The following is a 14,830-nucleotide window of genomic DNA, read 5'->3' on the forward strand; positions in this document are numbered from 1 at the left end:
CCTGGTTCGAAACCTCTCTCCTGTGAATTGTTCACTGCCGTTGTGCGGCAGGGCTCGTCTGCGTTAAAGGAAATTGCATATGCACCATTACAAGATGCTCATCAACGGCGTTTCGGTTGCCGGTGAAAACGGCCAGTTTGACGTGATCAATCCGGCCACCGGCGCCGCATTCGCCCAATGCCCGGCCGGCTCGCTGTCCCAGTTGGACGAGGCGGTGGCCGCCGCTCAGGCCGCTTTCAAGACCTGGCGCCACAGTACCCATGGGCAGCGCTGTGAGCACCTCAATGCGATTGCCGATGCGATCGAAAAGGACGCTGATGCACTGGCCCGGCTGATCGTGCAGGAGCAAGGAAAACCGCTTGAGCTGGCGTTTTCCGAAGTCATGGGCGCCGCCGCCTGGACCCGCTACGCCGCCGGGCAGGAGATCGCCGTGGAACTGGTGGAAGAAACCCCGACCCAGCGCATCGAACTGCACCGCAAGCCCTTGGGTGTGGTGGCGTCCATCACGCCGTGGAACTGGCCTTTCATGATCGCCGTGTGGCACATCATGCCGGCGCTGCGCGCGGGTAACTGCGTGATCAGCAAGCCATCGAGCCTGACGCCGCTTAGCACGTTGCGCCTGGTCGAAATTATCGGGCGCCATGTGCCACACGGTGTGATCAACTGCGTGACCGGCGAGCAGGGTTTCGGCAGCGCGATCACGTCGCACCCGGGGATCCAGAAGATTGTGTTCACCGGCTCCACCGCCACCGGCCAAAGCGTGATGCGCGGGGCCGCCACCAACCTCAAGCGCCTTACCCTGGAACTGGGCGGCAACGACGCGGCGATTGTATTGCCGGGTACGTCGGTGGAGGAGGTGGCCGAAGAGATCTTCCAGGCCGCCTTCCTCAACATGGGCCAGACCTGCGCCGCACTCAAGCGCTTGTACATTCACGAATCCCAGTACCAGGCGTTTGCCGAGGCCCTGACGCGGATTGCCGAGCGCCAGGTGGTCGGTGATGGCCTGGAGCCCGACGTCAACTTCGGTCCGGTGCAGAACCTTGATCAACTGCAACTGGTGGACGCCCTGATTGCCGATGCGCGGGCACACGGTGCGCGGGTGCTGTGTGGCGGCGCACGCCTGGATCGCCCTGGGTTCTTCTACCCGCCCACGCTGGTGGCGGATGTGACCGATGGCCAGCGTCTGGTCGACGAGGAACAGTTCGGGCCGGTATTGCCGCTGATCGCTTATCAGGATGTCGAGGATGTGCTGCGCCGCGCCAATGCCGGCGACATGGGCCTGGGCGGTTCTGTCTGGGGCCCGGACGTTGAGCAGGCGCAGGCATTGGCAAGCCGTCTGGAGAGTGGCGTGGCCTGGGTCAACTGCCACGCGCGCATTCAGCCGAACACGCCGTTCGGCGGCAGCAAGATGTCCGGCTTCGGCGTCGAGTTCGGCCTGGAAGGGTTGCTGGAATTCACCGGCCAGCAGTTGCTGTTCGTCAACAAGCGCGCAGCCGAATAACACCTCAACAACTAAGACAGCCTCTCAAAAGGCGCACCCAAGGAGCTTCGATCATGCGGTATCCCTCCACGTCATTTCTCAGCGGTACGTTGGCCTGTACGTTGACGCTTTGCGCCATCAGCCAGGTCCAGGCCTATGAGTTGTACAGCGATGAGAGCCGGCATCTGAATGCCGACATGACTGCCGTTTTCGGCATGTTCAACAGCCGCAAGAACTATGATGGCACGCCGGGCGGTTCGACCTGGCGCGAAGGTTTCATCAAGTATGGCTTGAGCGGCGACCAGTCCCTGGCCGGAAATGGCACCGCCTATGGCGCCTTCGCGCTGGTCAGTTCCGCGACCTGGGGTGACGGTGACCCGGCCGGTAATACGCTGGGCAGCGAGCGCACCACCAAAATCGAAGACGCTTACCTGGGCTGGCGCTCAGGCGACCTGTTTCCAGCCCTGGGCAAGGACGGCGTGGACATTTCCGGCGGCCGCCAGGTGGTCAAGCTCGGCAGTGGCTTCCTGATCAACGATGACGGGGCGAACTTGGGCAAGGGCCCGGCCAATGGCACGATGAACCGTGGCGGTGCGTATTACCTGGGCGCGCGGCACGCCTTCGATCAAACCGCGTTCCTGCGCCTGGGTGGAAAGGATGGCCTGCACGGCAGCCTGCTGTGGCTCCAGTCCGATAACCGCGCTCAGGCTGAAACTGAAGTGGCCGCCGGGACCCTGGATTACACCACCAAACCCGGCACACTGGGATTGACTTGGGTACATGGCATCGATGTTAACGAACGCTGGGCAAGTGATTTTCAGCGCCAGCGCAAGGGCATGAACGTCTACAGCGTGCGCGGCGAAGGCGACGCAGGTCTGCCGAATGTCAGCCTGGCGTTCGAATATGCCTGGCAGGACAAGGACACCGGTCCCGAAAAAGCCTGGTACGGCGAAGCCGGCTACACCTTTGCCGATGTTGCCTGGGCGCCAAAGGTCAGCTACCGCTACACCCGCTACTCACAGCAGTGGGATTCGCTGTTCACCGGCTTGAGCACTGGCTATGGCACCTGGCTGCAGGGCGAAGTCGCGGGCAACTATGCCGGGCCGTTCAACAGCAACACCAGCATCCAGCACGTGGCTCTCAAGGCCACGCCTCTGGAAAACCTGACCCTGGGTGCGCTGTACTTCGACTTCGACACCGTGCGCAAGAGCAATGCGCTGAACCTCAATGCTCGGGAGCTGGATGTATACGCCGAGTGGGCCGTCAACCCGCACCTGATCGTCACGCCGCTGATCGGCCTCTACAAGCCCAAGCAGGACGCCACCACGGGCGGCAACCAGGTCGCCGGCAACGGCACCAACGTTTACAGCCAGTTGACCATCGCCGTGCCGTTCTAGCCCACCGCAGCCGCCGCGCCTGAACCTCAGGATGCGGCGGCGCCCGGCGGATTGCGCAGGTTCTCGGCAATCCGGCGGGTGGTGTCCATGACCATTTCAATCACGGTTTCCTGGCGCAGCAGCTTGAAGCTCTGGGTGCTGCCGACGGCGGACAGGCTGCCGATCACCTCGTCGATATCCGGCTGGATGATGGGCGCGGCGATGCCGGTCAGGCCGAGGTTGAGTTCATCATGGGTCATGCAGTACCCATCCTTGCGAATCTTCTTTGTGGCCTTGGCAAAGCTGGCCCAGTCGTACGGGCTTTCCGGGTCGCTGGCCATATGCTCTTCGAACAGACGCTGCAGGCGTCGACCTTTCTGGAAAGCGATCAATACCTTGGACTGCGCGCCGCGAAAAAAGGGCAGCGGATGCCCGCGCCCGAAGGAGAAGTGATACGTGTCGGTGGGTTCGGCAATGTAGGTGTTGATGATGCGTCCGTCGTAGAAGACGCTGGCGAACACCGCCAGGCCGGTCTGCGCCGACAGCTCGTGCATCAGCTCGCGCCCCGCCAGAAGGATGGGGTCGTACTGGCGCATCATCCAGTCCAGCTCGATCACGCGCGGCCCCAGGCCGTAGTGGCCGGCGTCCACGCGGGTCAGCAGGCCGGCGTCGCACAATTCCTTGACATAGCGATACGCGGTGGCGCGCGACAGGCCCATGCGCTCGGCGATGGTGTCCGGGTCGATCTTCAACGTCGCCGGACCGAAAAGGTCCAGGACATTCAGCAATTTACTCAGGCTGCTCATTTCGTTCCTAGAGAAGGGATGGCATGCGGGTAAGCACTATAGGCGAAAACAGCGCAGATCCAATGTGGGAGCGGTCTTGCTCGTGAAAGCGGTGGGCCAGTGATGGAAGTTACTGACAAACCGCATACTCGAGCAAACCCGACCCTGCAGGTCGACAGGCTAAGCTTTTCAGATTATAAATTCACTTAAATCTCAAATTAAGAGATTTCATTCATAAAATGCTTGTCTGGCTCTCTATATTGTGTGATAAATCTCAACAAAGAAAACGCTCAAGCGAGAGGGCTGACAATGAATGGCGCGCAACTGATAGTGAATGCGGCAGCGGCAAGCGGTATCGAGTACTGCTTTGCCAACCCGGGCACCACCGAGATTCCGCTGGTGGCGGCCATGGCCAGCGCACCTGCTCTCAAGCCGGTGTTGTCGCTGTTCGAAGGGGTCTGCACCGGCGCCGCTGACGGCTATGGCCGCATCGCCGGCAAGCCGGCAATGACCCTGACTCACTTGGGCCCGGGCTTTGCCAATGGCATCGCCAACCTGCATAACGCGCGTCGGGCCAATACGCCGATCGTCAACGTCATCGGCGATCACGCCTCCTGGCATGTCAACTACGATCCGCCCTTGGCCAGCGACATCCAGGCCTTAGCCGGCACCGTTTCTGGTTGGGTGCGTACCTCGCGCACGGCGGCGGGTATCGGTGAAGACTTGCAGGAAGCCGTGCGTGCGGCGTGGCAGGCCAAAGGCCAGATCGCCAGTTTGATCCTGCCTATGGACCTGCAAGCCCACGCGGTGACGCACAACGGTGTATTCGCCCCGTTGCGCGCGCCGGTTCGCCGGTTTGCCGGTGACCGGGTAGAAACCGTGGCGCAGGCACTGCGTGATGGTCAGCGGCTGGTGTTTATCGTCGGCGATGAGGGCTTGTCGGTCGCGGGCCTGGAAGCAGCGGGGCGCCTGGCGCAACTGCCCGGCGTGCGCCTGTTTGCCGAGACCTTTCCGCGCCTGAGCTACCGTGGCGGTGGCTTGCCGGACCTGGATCGCCTGCCGTATTTCCCGGAGGTGGCGATTGAAATTCTGGAGCAGTACGACCTGGTCATTTGTGCAGGCGTACCCGAGCCCATCAGTTACTTTGGCTACGAAGGTATCCCGTCGCGCCTCGCAGAACGTGAGCGTCTGCTGACGCTGGCAGAAGTCGGTGACGATGTCGCCGGCGCGCTGGCGGCGTTGGCCGATGCCCTGAATGCACCGGCCTATGTGCCGACCCCGCAGGGTATCGAACTACCGCCCGGCCATGCCGAGCTGACGCCACAATCCATCGGCCAAGTGCTGGCCGCGTCACTGCCCGAAGACAGCATCGTCTCGGTTGAGGGCGGCACCTGCGGCTATCCCTTTTTTACCGCCTCCGCCCGCGCCGCTCGGCATCGGGTATTGACCAATACCGGTGGCGCGATTGGCCAGGGGATTCCGGTGGGGTTCGGTGCCGCCTTGGCGGAACGCGGCAATAGCGTGTTCTGCCTGCAATCGGACGGCAGCGCCCAGTACACCATTCAAACCCTGTGGAGCATCGCCCGCGAGCAGTTGCCGGTGGTGATCCTGATTGCCGCCAACCATCGCTACGCGATTTTGCAGAACGAGCTGCGCCGTTTCGGCATGACCGAAATGGACCCGCAAGCCCTGCGCCTGACCGTGCTCGACAGCCCGCGTATTGACTGGAAGGCCTTGGCCAAAGGCTACGGGGTACCGGCCTGCACGGTACAGACCAATGCCGAACTGCAACGCGCGCTGGCCAATGCCAAGGCCGACCGTGGTCCTTGCCTGATCGAAATGGCGCTGTGAAGGAGTCGATTATGTATCAGCCCGAATTATTACCTGCCGTCCAGGTGTTCCTGGCCCAGCCAGGCCGCCTGTTTATCGGCGGCACCTGGCAGGACGCCGCCAGCGGTCGTCGCTTTGCCGTGGAAAACCCGGCCACCGAACAGACCCTGACCGAAGTCGCCCAAGGCGATGAGCGTGATGTGAATGCGGCCGTTGCGGCCGCGCGCGCAGCCTTTACCGGCACCTGGGCCTTGCAGTCACCGGCGCAGCGCGGCCTGTTGCTGTTTCGCCTGGCCGATCTGTTGGACCAGCACCGCGAGGAACTCGCGCAACTGATCACGCTGGAGAACGGCAAGCCTATCGCCAACGCGCGCGGTGAAGCGGCCAGCGCGGCGAACATCATTCGCTACTTTGCCGGCTGGCCCACCAAGATCGAAGGCAGCACGCTGCCCGTATCGCCGGCCAGCGGCGCGCCGATGCTCAACTACACGCTGCGCGAACCGGTGGGGGTCTGCGCGCTGATCGTGCCGTGGAACTTCCCGTTGACCATGTGCGTTTGGAAGCTCGGCCCCGCGTTGGCCACCGGTTGCGTGGCGGTGCTTAAGCCCGCCGAACAAACGCCGCTGATCGCGATCCGCCTGGTGCAACTGATCGAGGCTGCAGGCTTCCCCGCCGGCGTGGTCAACCTGATCACAGGCCTGGGCGCCGACACTGGCGCACCATTGGCACAGCACCCCGATGTGGACAAGATCGCCTTTACCGGCTCGACCCAAGTCGGGCGGCTGATCGCCCAGGCGGCCACCAGCAACATGAAAAAGGTCTCGCTGGAGCTGGGCGGCAAGTCGCCGAACATCATCCTGCCCGATGCCGACATTGCGCGCGCCGCCAAGGGGGCCGCCGATGGGATTTTCTACAACCAGGGCCAGGTATGCACGGCGGGCTCGCGCCTGTATGTCCACGCCAGTGTGCTCGACCAGGTGCTCGAAGAACTGCAGCGCCACGCTGCCGCCTATGTCCTGGGCAATGGCCTGGACCCGGCCAACAGCATGGGGCCGTTGGTGTCCGCGCGGCAGTTGAAGACCGTCAAGGGTTACCTGCAGCGGGGCCAGGAGGAGGGCGCCGAACTGATCTGCGGCGGCGGCCGTCCCGAACACCTCGAGCATGGGCATTTCATTCAACCGAGCGTGTTCCTCGACCGTGCCGAGCGCGCCTGTGTGGCCCGAGAAGAAATCTTCGGCCCGGTACTGACCGTCATGAGCTGGACCGAAATCGATGAACTGGTGCTGCGCGCCAACGATTCGCCCTATGGCCTCGCTGCTGGCCTGTGGACCCGCGACTTGCGCTCGGCGCACCGCGTGGCTGCACAGCTCAAGGCTGGCTCGGTCTGGATCAACTGCTGGAACGTGGTCGATCCCTCTTCACCGTTCGGTGGCTACAAACAATCCGGCTGGGGCCGGGAGATGGGTAAAAACGTGATCGATGCCTACACCGAGACCAAAAGCGTGTTTGTCGATCTGGCCTGAACTGAATAATCACAAGAGGTAATTGCTATGGATCTGGAATTGAAAGGCCGCGTGGCCATTGTCACCGGTGGCGGTATGGGCATCGGCAAGGAAGTCGCACGTTTTCTCTCCGAGGAAGGCTGCAAGGTGGTGATCTGCGCGCGGCGCATGGCGTTCCTGCAACTGGCGGCCGAAGAGATCACTGCACAGACCGGCAATGAAGTACTGCCGCTGTTCTGTGACACCAATGACATGAAGGCCGTGTCGGAGATGGTCGAGGCGGCGCACAAGCATTTCGGCCGCATCGACATCCTGGTCAACGGTGCCGCAGCGCCGTCGGGTGTGGTGCGCAATGACATCGAACACGCCGGCGACGATGAACTGCTGTCGGACCTCAACACCAAGGTGATCGGCTACTTCCGGTGCGCCAAGGCCGTGACCCCGCACATGAAGGCGGGCGGCTTCGGGCGCATCATCAACATCGGCGGCCTCACCGGGCGCAGCAGCAAAGTGCTCTCGGGCATGCGCAACCTGGCCATCGCCCACATGACCAAGACCCTGTCCGACCAGCTCGGCCCTTCGGGCATCACGGTCAACCTGATTCACCCCGGCGTCGTCGATACCCCGCATATCCAGGAGTTGTACGAGCGCGAAGCAGTCAAGCAGGGCAAGACCGCCGAGCAGGTCGAGCAGGCCTACATCGACGCGACGCCGATTCGCCGCACCCTCGCACCGATTGAAATGGGCTGGCTGATTGGCTTCCTGGCGTCGCCGAAAGCTGCTGCGGTGACCGGTGAATCCATCGGAATCGACGGCGGTTTGACCCGTGGCATCTATATCTGAGGAGTATCACAGATGAGTAATGGAACCCTTCTGGTCGCCACCGTCGGGCAAGCGGTGATCCGCAGCGCCGACGATGGCAAGACCTGGCATCGCCTGGGCCTGGGGCAGGACCTGGAGTTCGATGCGATCACCCGATCCCTGAGCGTGCATCCCGACGCACCCGAAGTGATCTACGCCGGCACGGACGTGGGCTTGTGCATCAGCCGCGACACCGGTGGCCATTGGCAGCGCGTCGATTCGCCGTTCAACGGCGAGACGGTGTGGAAAGTCGCCGTCGACCCGCAGGACGCCAAACGGATTTTTGTTGGCACCGGTGCGCCATCGCGCGCCGTGTTATGGCGCACCCTCGACGCCGGCCTGAGCTGGGACCGTGCCCCGGTTGAGATTCCAGAGTTCTGCGACGGTGTCAGCCGCCCACGCCTGCTGGCCTTCGCCTATGACCCCACCGACCGCAATCAGCTGTGGTTTGGCCTGGAAGAGGGTGGCCTGTTCCATTCGCGCGATGGCGGCGACAGTTGGACCCGCGTCGATGACCGACTGCTGTGGGACTACAACTCGGACATCCACAACATTGTGGTACTGCCCAATCACGGCAAGAAAGTCATCGTGGTGGTTTGCGTGAATGCGGTCTACCGCAGCCTGGACGAGGGTCTGACCTGGACCGGCATTATCGGTCGCGAAGCCTTCGGCCTGTACTACCTGCGTGCCATGAATGCGCCGCTGGGCACTCAAGACGAGCTGTACCTGAGCATTTCCGATGGTACGCCGGGCACCACCAGCAAGATCCTCGTCTCCCATGATGCCGCCCTCAGCTGGAACGTGCTGCCGTTACCGCAGCAGCCCAATTCCTGCGTCTGGGCCATTGCCTTCAACCCGGCCAACCCGCGCCAGATGGTGGCGGGCACCAAGTATGGGCACTTGTTTACATCCGACAACGGCGGTGATGGCTGGCAGAAGCACTGGCGCGAATTCAGCGAGATCGCCGACGTGCTATGGACGCCTGCCGTGGCGCAAATCAAGGCCGGGCATCAATCCATCGTCAAGAAAAACTGAGGTAAACAGTGATGAAAGTCGAAATCCTTCGAACTCACTTATCGCTCTGGGTGAGTGATCCTGATGTGTCGGCGCGCTGGTATGCCGACATTCTGGGCATGCACGAAAGTGCCCGTGGCGAGAGCTGGGTGATGATGGCGTTTGGCACCAAGCATCACGACATCGCGTTGATTCGCGCAGAACCCGGCGCCCACCAGGGCGGGCTGGGGCTGCAGCACTACGGATTGGAAATCGCCGGTGACATGACCACCTTGCGCCAGCTCTACGGCATGTTGCTGAAGAAGGGAGTGGAGGTGGTGAAAATTACCGATCATGAAATCGGCAACGGCCTGTATTTCAACGATCCCGATTGCAATCGCATGGAGTTTTTTCTCGAAACCGAGCATGACGATGCGTGCGGTAAGGCCCGCTTCAAGGCCGCCGGTGCGCCGAGTCGCAACATCACGCTTGACCCACTCGACCCCCTTTGAACAGAGGCAGCCCCGATGAAAACCGCAAATTTCGCCAGCTATCACATCCGCAAATGGTACAGCTTCGTTGAAGAGACCCTGGCCAATGAAACCGGCCAGTTGGCCGATGGCGAGCCGGTGTTCAAATACGCCGTCGCTGCAGTGATCGCCAACCCGTATGCCGGCCGTTACAGTGAAGACCTTTCGCAATTGATCGAGCCGTCGCCACTGCTGGGTGAAGAGTTCGGCCGGCGCATCCAGGCCCTGGCCGGTTCGCGTCAGATTGAAAGTTACGGCAAGGCCATCCTGGTGGGCAGCGCAGGCGAGTACGAGCACGGCAATGCGTTCCTGACCAACCCGGCCGCCGATCCGATCCGCGTCGCCCTGGGCGGTGGCAAGTCGTGGGTGCCCTCCACCGGCAAGCGGGGTGGCCCAGGCTCGACCATCGACGTGCCGCTGGCGCACAAGGACGCCCTGTACGTGCGCTCGCACTACGACAGTTTCTCGGTGACCTTCGGCGACGGCCCTTCGCCGGATGAGATCGTCGTGATCTGGGCCTTCGCCACGCGCGGACGCCTGCATGCGCGGTTGGGCGGGCTCAAAGCCGAAGACGTAAAGGGCCTTGACGGTCTGCACTGATAAGCGCGCAGGATCAAGCGGTGCTGGACCCAAACCACAACAAGAAAAGCGGTGAATAGCGATGAAGCAGGAGAAGACCCAAGTTGTCATTGTGGGCGGTGGCCCCAACGGCATTACGGCCGCGCACTATATGGGAATGTACGGTGTCGACTGCGTCGTCCTTGAGCTGGCCGACGGCATCCTGCCTTATCCTCGTGCAGTGGGCATGGACGATGAGGCGTTGCGTGTGCTGCAGGGAATCGGCATCGCCGAGCTGGCGGTGCGCGACATGATCTGTGACGTGCCGCTGCGCTATTACAACGCACGCGGTGTGTGTTTCGCCGAGGTCAAGCCGAGTGCCGCGCAGTACGGCTGGCCGATGCGCAATATCTTCATGCAGCAGTTGCTCGAAGGTACCCTGCGTGAACACCTCGGCCAGCATGCCAGCGTTGAGCTGCGTCAGGGCCACGAATTGCTGGAACTCGAGCAGGATTCCGAGGGTGTGACCCTGCAGGTGCGCGATGCCGAAGGCGAGATCTACCAGCTTCAGGCCGACTATGTGATCGGTGCCGACGGCGGACGCTCCACCGTGCGCAAAAAGCTCGGCATCGAACTGCTTGGGCTGACCCATCCGCGCAAATGGGTGGTGGTCGACACCGCCAACGACACACTTGATGCGCCCTACACAGCGCTGCATGCCGACCCGCAGCGGCCCTTCGTGTGCATCTACCTGCCTTACCAGCAGCGACGCTGGGAATTCATGCTGATGGAGGGCGAGGACGAAGCGAAAATGTGCGAAGAGGCGACGATTCGCAAACTGATCCACGGGCATATCGGCGATGCCGTGAACAACCTCAACATCATCCGTATTCGTGCCTATACCCACCACTCGCGGGTCGCGGCGCGCTTTGTCGAAGGGCGTGTGGCACTGGTGGGCGACGCCGCGCATATCTCCCCGCCGTGGGCCGGGCAGGGTCTCAACTCGGGCCTGCGCGACGTGGCCAACGTGGCCTGGAAACTGGCAGCGATCATCCAGGGCCGCGCGGCGCCGTCGATCCTCGCTACCTACGACCAGGAGCGGCGTGGTCACGCGACCGAACTGGTGGCTCTGGCCGACAACATGGGGGCGGTACTCGGCTTGACTAACCCGCTGATGGCTGGCGTGCGCGACTGGCTGTTCCAGGCGGTGAACAGCGTGGATAACCTGCGCTCGCACTTGCTGGAATTCAAGTTCAAACCCAAGGCCACCATCACCAAGGGCTTGGTTTATCACGAGCGGGCCGAGTTGCGTGAGGACGATCTGGTCGGGCAGTTGTTCATCCAGCCGAACATCGAAGACGACCAGGGCCAGCGGCGGCGCCTGGACGAGGTGCTCGGCAATGGTTATGCCGTGCTGGGGTATCGCGTGAACCCGCGTGAGCATCTCAGTGAGGCGATGGCCGAGTATTGGACGCGTTGGGATACACGTTTCATCCAGGTCAATCGTTCGCGCAGCGGCGTCGGGCGGAACCAGCCGTTGAAAGCCAATGATGCCTTGAGTGTGGAGGATGTGGATAACCGCCTGGGCGAATGGTTCTCCAAGGTGCGCGACTGCATCGTCGTGGTGCGTCCGGACCGCTTCGTCGCCGCCATCACCACGCCTGAGCGGCTTGACGGCGTGCTGCGCAAGCTGGCGGAGCAACTGTCATGAGTGGCGCTGACGAGTTGCTCGACCAACTGCACGAGGCCGGGCATAGCGCCCGGGCCATCGCACCGTTGCCGCCCGAGGCACTGGACAAGCAGCAAGGTTACTCCCTGTTGCGCCAGGGCTTGGCCCAGCGCCTGGCAGGTGGCGAGCGCCTGAGTGGTTGGAAGGTGGCCTTTGCCGGCCGGGCGGCGCAGGCGCGTTTTGGCCTCGACGAATCGGTGTATGGCGCGCTCACGTCGGCCATGGCGGTCGAGCCGGGCAGCGCGGTGTCGTTCGAGCGGCTGATCCAGCCCAAGCTTGAGGTTGAACTGGCGCTGGTGTTCGGGCGGCCCCTGGCGCCAGGCGATTACCCTGACGAGGAGATTCTGGCGGCAATTGCCGAGGTGGCCCCGGCCTTCGAAATCGCCGACTGCCGCTGGCAGGGCTGGGCTTTCGGGCTGGGTGCGTTCCTGGCCGATAACGCCGCCGCAGGGCTTTACTGTGTCGGGCCGCGCGTGTCGTTTGATGCGGTGCGGCATGCGTGCGTGGAGTATCGCCTGGAGCATGACGGCGCATTGCTCGGCAGCGGTGATACCCAGACGCGCGAAGACAACCCTCTGTTCAACCTGTGCTGGCTGGTGCGGCGTCTGTTGGCGGACGGTTATCCCGTGGACGCCGGGCAGGTCGTGTTGTCCGGTGCATTGCTGGCACCGCTGGATATACGACCGGGCGCTTATCGTTTGCGCATGCTTGGCACGGAACTGGCTTTGGATTTCCACCCAGGCCTCGTGCCTGCGCAATCGCCAGCGACTGTTATGGATGACTGAGCCCGCCTTCAGGCCAAAAACAACAATCTGGCCGCCGAGGAATGACGCATATGCTCGCCGAAGTCCGTACCTTCAATGACTCTCAACAGCACGCCGGCTCGATCCAGGGCTGGCAGCAGGTGTATGACCAACTCGGTCGTGGTTGCCTGACCAGCGAACTGTGGCAGTTGTCCGGCGATCGTTTCCAGATCTTCCAGGAGGTGCTGGACAAGCGCGTGGTGCAGCATGGCCGCTCGCCCAAGGGGCGCTTGTGTGCGGCCATGTCACTGGGCAGCCCGCCGGTGGTTCAAGGCCAGCAGGTGAGCGCGCAAAGCGTGGTGCTGTTGCGTGACGGCGAAGAGTTCGTGTTGCATGCGCCGCAAGGCACGCACTTTTTCGCACTCAATGTCGATGCCGTGCGCTTTGCCAAACTGGCCGCCTTCGAACTATCCAACGATCAGCTCAAACGCCTGACCAGCGTGTCTGCGCTCAGCGTGGATGAAACGTTACTGTTGCGCATTCGCCAGCGCATCCACCCGCTGTTTCGTCACTTTTTGGAACATGCAGGCGCTATAAGCCCGGCCTCGGAAAAGATGCTGGAAGACGAATTGCTTGGCGCGTTCCTCGATCTGTTCAGCCATGCCAGCGACGAGGTGCGCTGCCGGCGTGGCAATTTCGCCGTCAGTGCCTACCTGGTCAGGCGCAGCCAGGAATTGATCATTGCCAGCGGCGATACGCCGTTGAGCATTCTTGATCTGTGTGAACAGCTGCACGTCAGTCGCAGGACCCTGCAAAATAGTTTCCAGGCCGTCACCGATATGCGACCGGTCGAATACCTGCGCAATTTGCGACTCAACGCCGTCAGGCGACAGTTGATCGCAACCCCTGCGAGCGAGAAAAACATCGGTGAGATCGCCGTGGCCATGGGTTTTTTTCACCTGAGCCATTTCGCCACGCATTACCGTGAGCTGTTCGGTGAATCGCCGTCCGAAACACGCCGAGCGTCATACTGACACGACAAAGCGCGTGCCAATGCGGGTGGATCTTCAACGTTGCCAGGATGACGCAAGGAAACACACATCGGCGCAAAGTGCATCGCCCACCTGTCACGGCCTTACGCCAGCCCCGGGTCCACGCGCTTGCCGATATCTTTGAGCCGCGCCAGTTGGTCGATCGTCGACGGCGCGTCATCCAGGCAACTGACGAAGGTCCACAAGTAGGTCATCACCGCATAGATATGCCCGGCCTTCACCTCCGGCGCCAAGGCCAATTGGCTGATGGCAACCACGAACAGCAACGCCGCCAGCAAGCCGATGGACAGGAAGGCGACGGCCTCGCGGTCGGACACCCCGATTCGCAATCGCGACAGCACGTGGTAGTGACGGCGCAGGGTGTTGGCGCCGGCTTTTTCCACCAGGCCGATTTCCTTTTCCAGGCGATTGTTCAAGCGTTCATGCAAGCGCTGGTTGCGCCGTGCGAAGCCCGGCATGAGGGTAACGCACAGCAGCAGTGCGAGCAGGCAGGCCAGGCCGACCCAGGGCTCGATCACCAACAGCATGCCCGCTGCGCCGACAACCGACACCAGCGCAGTGGCTATGGTGGGCACATGCTTTTCGAAAAAATCGACGAAATCCCGCGCCAGTACCACTCGCGCCGCCGCCCTGGAGGTGCTGTGGCGTTGCAGGCGCTGGTTGAGAATTACTGGCACCGCGAGGTCGGCATAGATGCGCGTGAACGTGCGCGTATCCACGGCCCGGCGAGCCGCGCCGACCACCCAGAAACCGAGGACTACGGCGGCGTACCACACGGCACTGCCGACATCGCCACGGATGATCGAGTCGACGGCAAACCCGGCGAACAACGGGTAGGCCAGCAGCAAAGCATTCTCCAACGCAACCAGCGACAAGGTGCCGAACAGTTTGCCGGGATAGGCTTTGGCGATCGCCTTGAGGGTCTGGCTGGCGGATTGCTGCCCCAGTCTTTTACTCTCTTCGAGCAGAGTCGGCGGCGTTACGGGCTGCATGGGGCACCTGCGGCGCGCGTAGTTCGCTGATAGATGCCACGGGTGACATCGAGCAAATATCGCGCTTCATCGGTCATCAATAAAAGATCGATCTGTACTTCTTCGATAATGATTTCCACGGTGATCAACATACAAATAGCGGGTGCGATGACCAGCCAGTGGTAATACGACAGCGTCACTAAAGAAACGCCCACGCCGATCAGCCACAACGCCAATACACACCGCGGCGCGTACTTCTGCAGGGGAATCCAGAAACGTTGCAACTTTCTCAATTTAAACGTGTAGAGCGTCAGTGACGCTTCCACTTGTTTAAGGTCGATAGTGTTCCGAGCTGAATGCTGTGTCGGCATAACAGTTATCCACGTAATAACGTTAAACATCAGAGCCAGGCGGCAGGCG

The 14,830-nt window shown here is 62.1% G+C and carries 14 protein-coding genes; 11 read left to right on the forward strand and 3 right to left on the reverse strand.

Features of this window, described 5'->3' with window-relative positions; translation table 11 throughout:
* Positions 1-79: 79 nt before the first annotated feature.
* Positions 80-1,501 carry an aldehyde dehydrogenase family protein gene (locus tag WH299_RS05020; protein WP_099491963.1) on the forward strand — a complete coding sequence of 474 codons (1,422 nt, stop codon included), beginning with the start codon at positions 80-82 and terminating at the stop codon, positions 1,499-1,501.
* A gap of 53 nt (positions 1,502-1,554) precedes the next feature.
* Positions 1,555-2,877: a hypothetical protein gene (locus WH299_RS05025; protein ID WP_339549750.1), complete on the forward strand. Its 1,323-nt coding sequence runs from the start codon at positions 1,555-1,557 to the stop codon at positions 2,875-2,877.
* A 26-nt stretch (positions 2,878-2,903) separates the two neighbouring features.
* Here WH299_RS05025 and WH299_RS05030 read toward each other — a convergent pair whose 3' ends face one another.
* Positions 2,904-3,662 carry an IclR family transcriptional regulator gene (locus WH299_RS05030; RefSeq protein WP_065930139.1) on the reverse strand — a complete coding sequence of 253 codons (759 nt, stop codon included), beginning with the start codon at positions 3,660-3,662 and terminating at the stop codon, positions 2,904-2,906.
* A gap of 288 nt (positions 3,663-3,950) precedes the next feature.
* On the opposite strand from WH299_RS05030, the gene WH299_RS05035 reads away from it, so the two are divergent.
* The 9 genes from WH299_RS05035 (at position 3,951) to WH299_RS05075 (ending at position 13,421) form a co-directional block, all read left to right on the forward strand.
* On the forward strand, positions 3,951-5,492 hold the full coding sequence (locus tag WH299_RS05035; protein WP_099491964.1) for an acetolactate synthase large subunit: 1,542 nt from the start codon (positions 3,951-3,953) through the stop codon (positions 5,490-5,492).
* An 11-nt stretch (positions 5,493-5,503) separates the two neighbouring features.
* A complete protein-coding gene (locus WH299_RS05040; RefSeq protein ID WP_099491965.1) occupies positions 5,504-6,994 on the forward strand; it encodes an aldehyde dehydrogenase family protein in 1,491 nt (496 codons plus the stop codon).
* 27 nt (positions 6,995-7,021) lie between these two features.
* Positions 7,022-7,816 carry an SDR family NAD(P)-dependent oxidoreductase gene (locus WH299_RS05045; RefSeq protein ID WP_053129953.1) on the forward strand — a complete coding sequence of 265 codons (795 nt, stop codon included), beginning with the start codon at positions 7,022-7,024 and terminating at the stop codon, positions 7,814-7,816.
* Between the two features lie 12 nt (positions 7,817-7,828).
* The gene (locus tag WH299_RS05050; protein WP_078833284.1) at positions 7,829-8,869 is read left to right on the forward strand and encodes a VPS10 domain-containing protein; all 1,041 of its coding nucleotides are present in this window, start codon (positions 7,829-7,831) and stop codon (positions 8,867-8,869) included.
* Between the two features lie 11 nt (positions 8,870-8,880).
* Complete coding sequence (locus WH299_RS05055) at positions 8,881-9,339, forward strand: VOC family protein (RefSeq protein ID WP_065930135.1); 459 nt, start codon at positions 8,881-8,883, stop codon at positions 9,337-9,339.
* 15 nt (positions 9,340-9,354) lie between these two features.
* A complete protein-coding gene (locus WH299_RS05060) occupies positions 9,355-9,957 on the forward strand; it encodes an amino acid synthesis family protein (RefSeq protein WP_065930134.1) in 603 nt (200 codons plus the stop codon).
* A 61-nt stretch (positions 9,958-10,018) separates the two neighbouring features.
* Positions 10,019-11,626, forward strand: coding sequence for a bifunctional 3-(3-hydroxy-phenyl)propionate/3-hydroxycinnamic acid hydroxylase (locus WH299_RS05065; protein ID WP_099491966.1), 1,608 nt, complete (start codon positions 10,019-10,021; stop codon positions 11,624-11,626).
* Entirely contained in the window at positions 11,623-12,429 is an 807-nt protein-coding gene (locus WH299_RS05070; RefSeq protein ID WP_099491967.1) for a 2-keto-4-pentenoate hydratase, read from the forward strand. The genes WH299_RS05065 and WH299_RS05070 overlap by 4 nt, the downstream gene beginning before the upstream one ends.
* Positions 12,430-12,479: 50 nt before the next feature.
* Positions 12,480-13,421 carry a helix-turn-helix domain-containing protein gene (locus WH299_RS05075; RefSeq protein WP_065930131.1) on the forward strand — a complete coding sequence of 314 codons (942 nt, stop codon included), beginning with the start codon at positions 12,480-12,482 and terminating at the stop codon, positions 13,419-13,421.
* A 101-nt stretch (positions 13,422-13,522) separates the two neighbouring features.
* Here WH299_RS05075 and WH299_RS05080 read toward each other — a convergent pair whose 3' ends face one another.
* Positions 13,523-14,431: an ABC transporter six-transmembrane domain-containing protein gene (locus tag WH299_RS05080; protein ID WP_099491968.1), complete on the reverse strand. Its 909-nt coding sequence runs from the start codon at positions 14,429-14,431 to the stop codon at positions 13,523-13,525.
* Positions 14,419-14,781: a hypothetical protein gene (locus tag WH299_RS05085; RefSeq protein WP_078833289.1), complete on the reverse strand. Its 363-nt coding sequence runs from the start codon at positions 14,779-14,781 to the stop codon at positions 14,419-14,421. The genes WH299_RS05080 and WH299_RS05085 overlap by 13 nt, the downstream gene beginning before the upstream one ends.
* Positions 14,782-14,830 lie beyond the last annotated feature (49 nt).

The organism is Pseudomonas sp. MYb541 (assembly GCF_037479595.1).
GTDB lineage: Bacteria > Pseudomonadota > Gammaproteobacteria > Pseudomonadales > Pseudomonadaceae > Aquipseudomonas > Aquipseudomonas canadensis.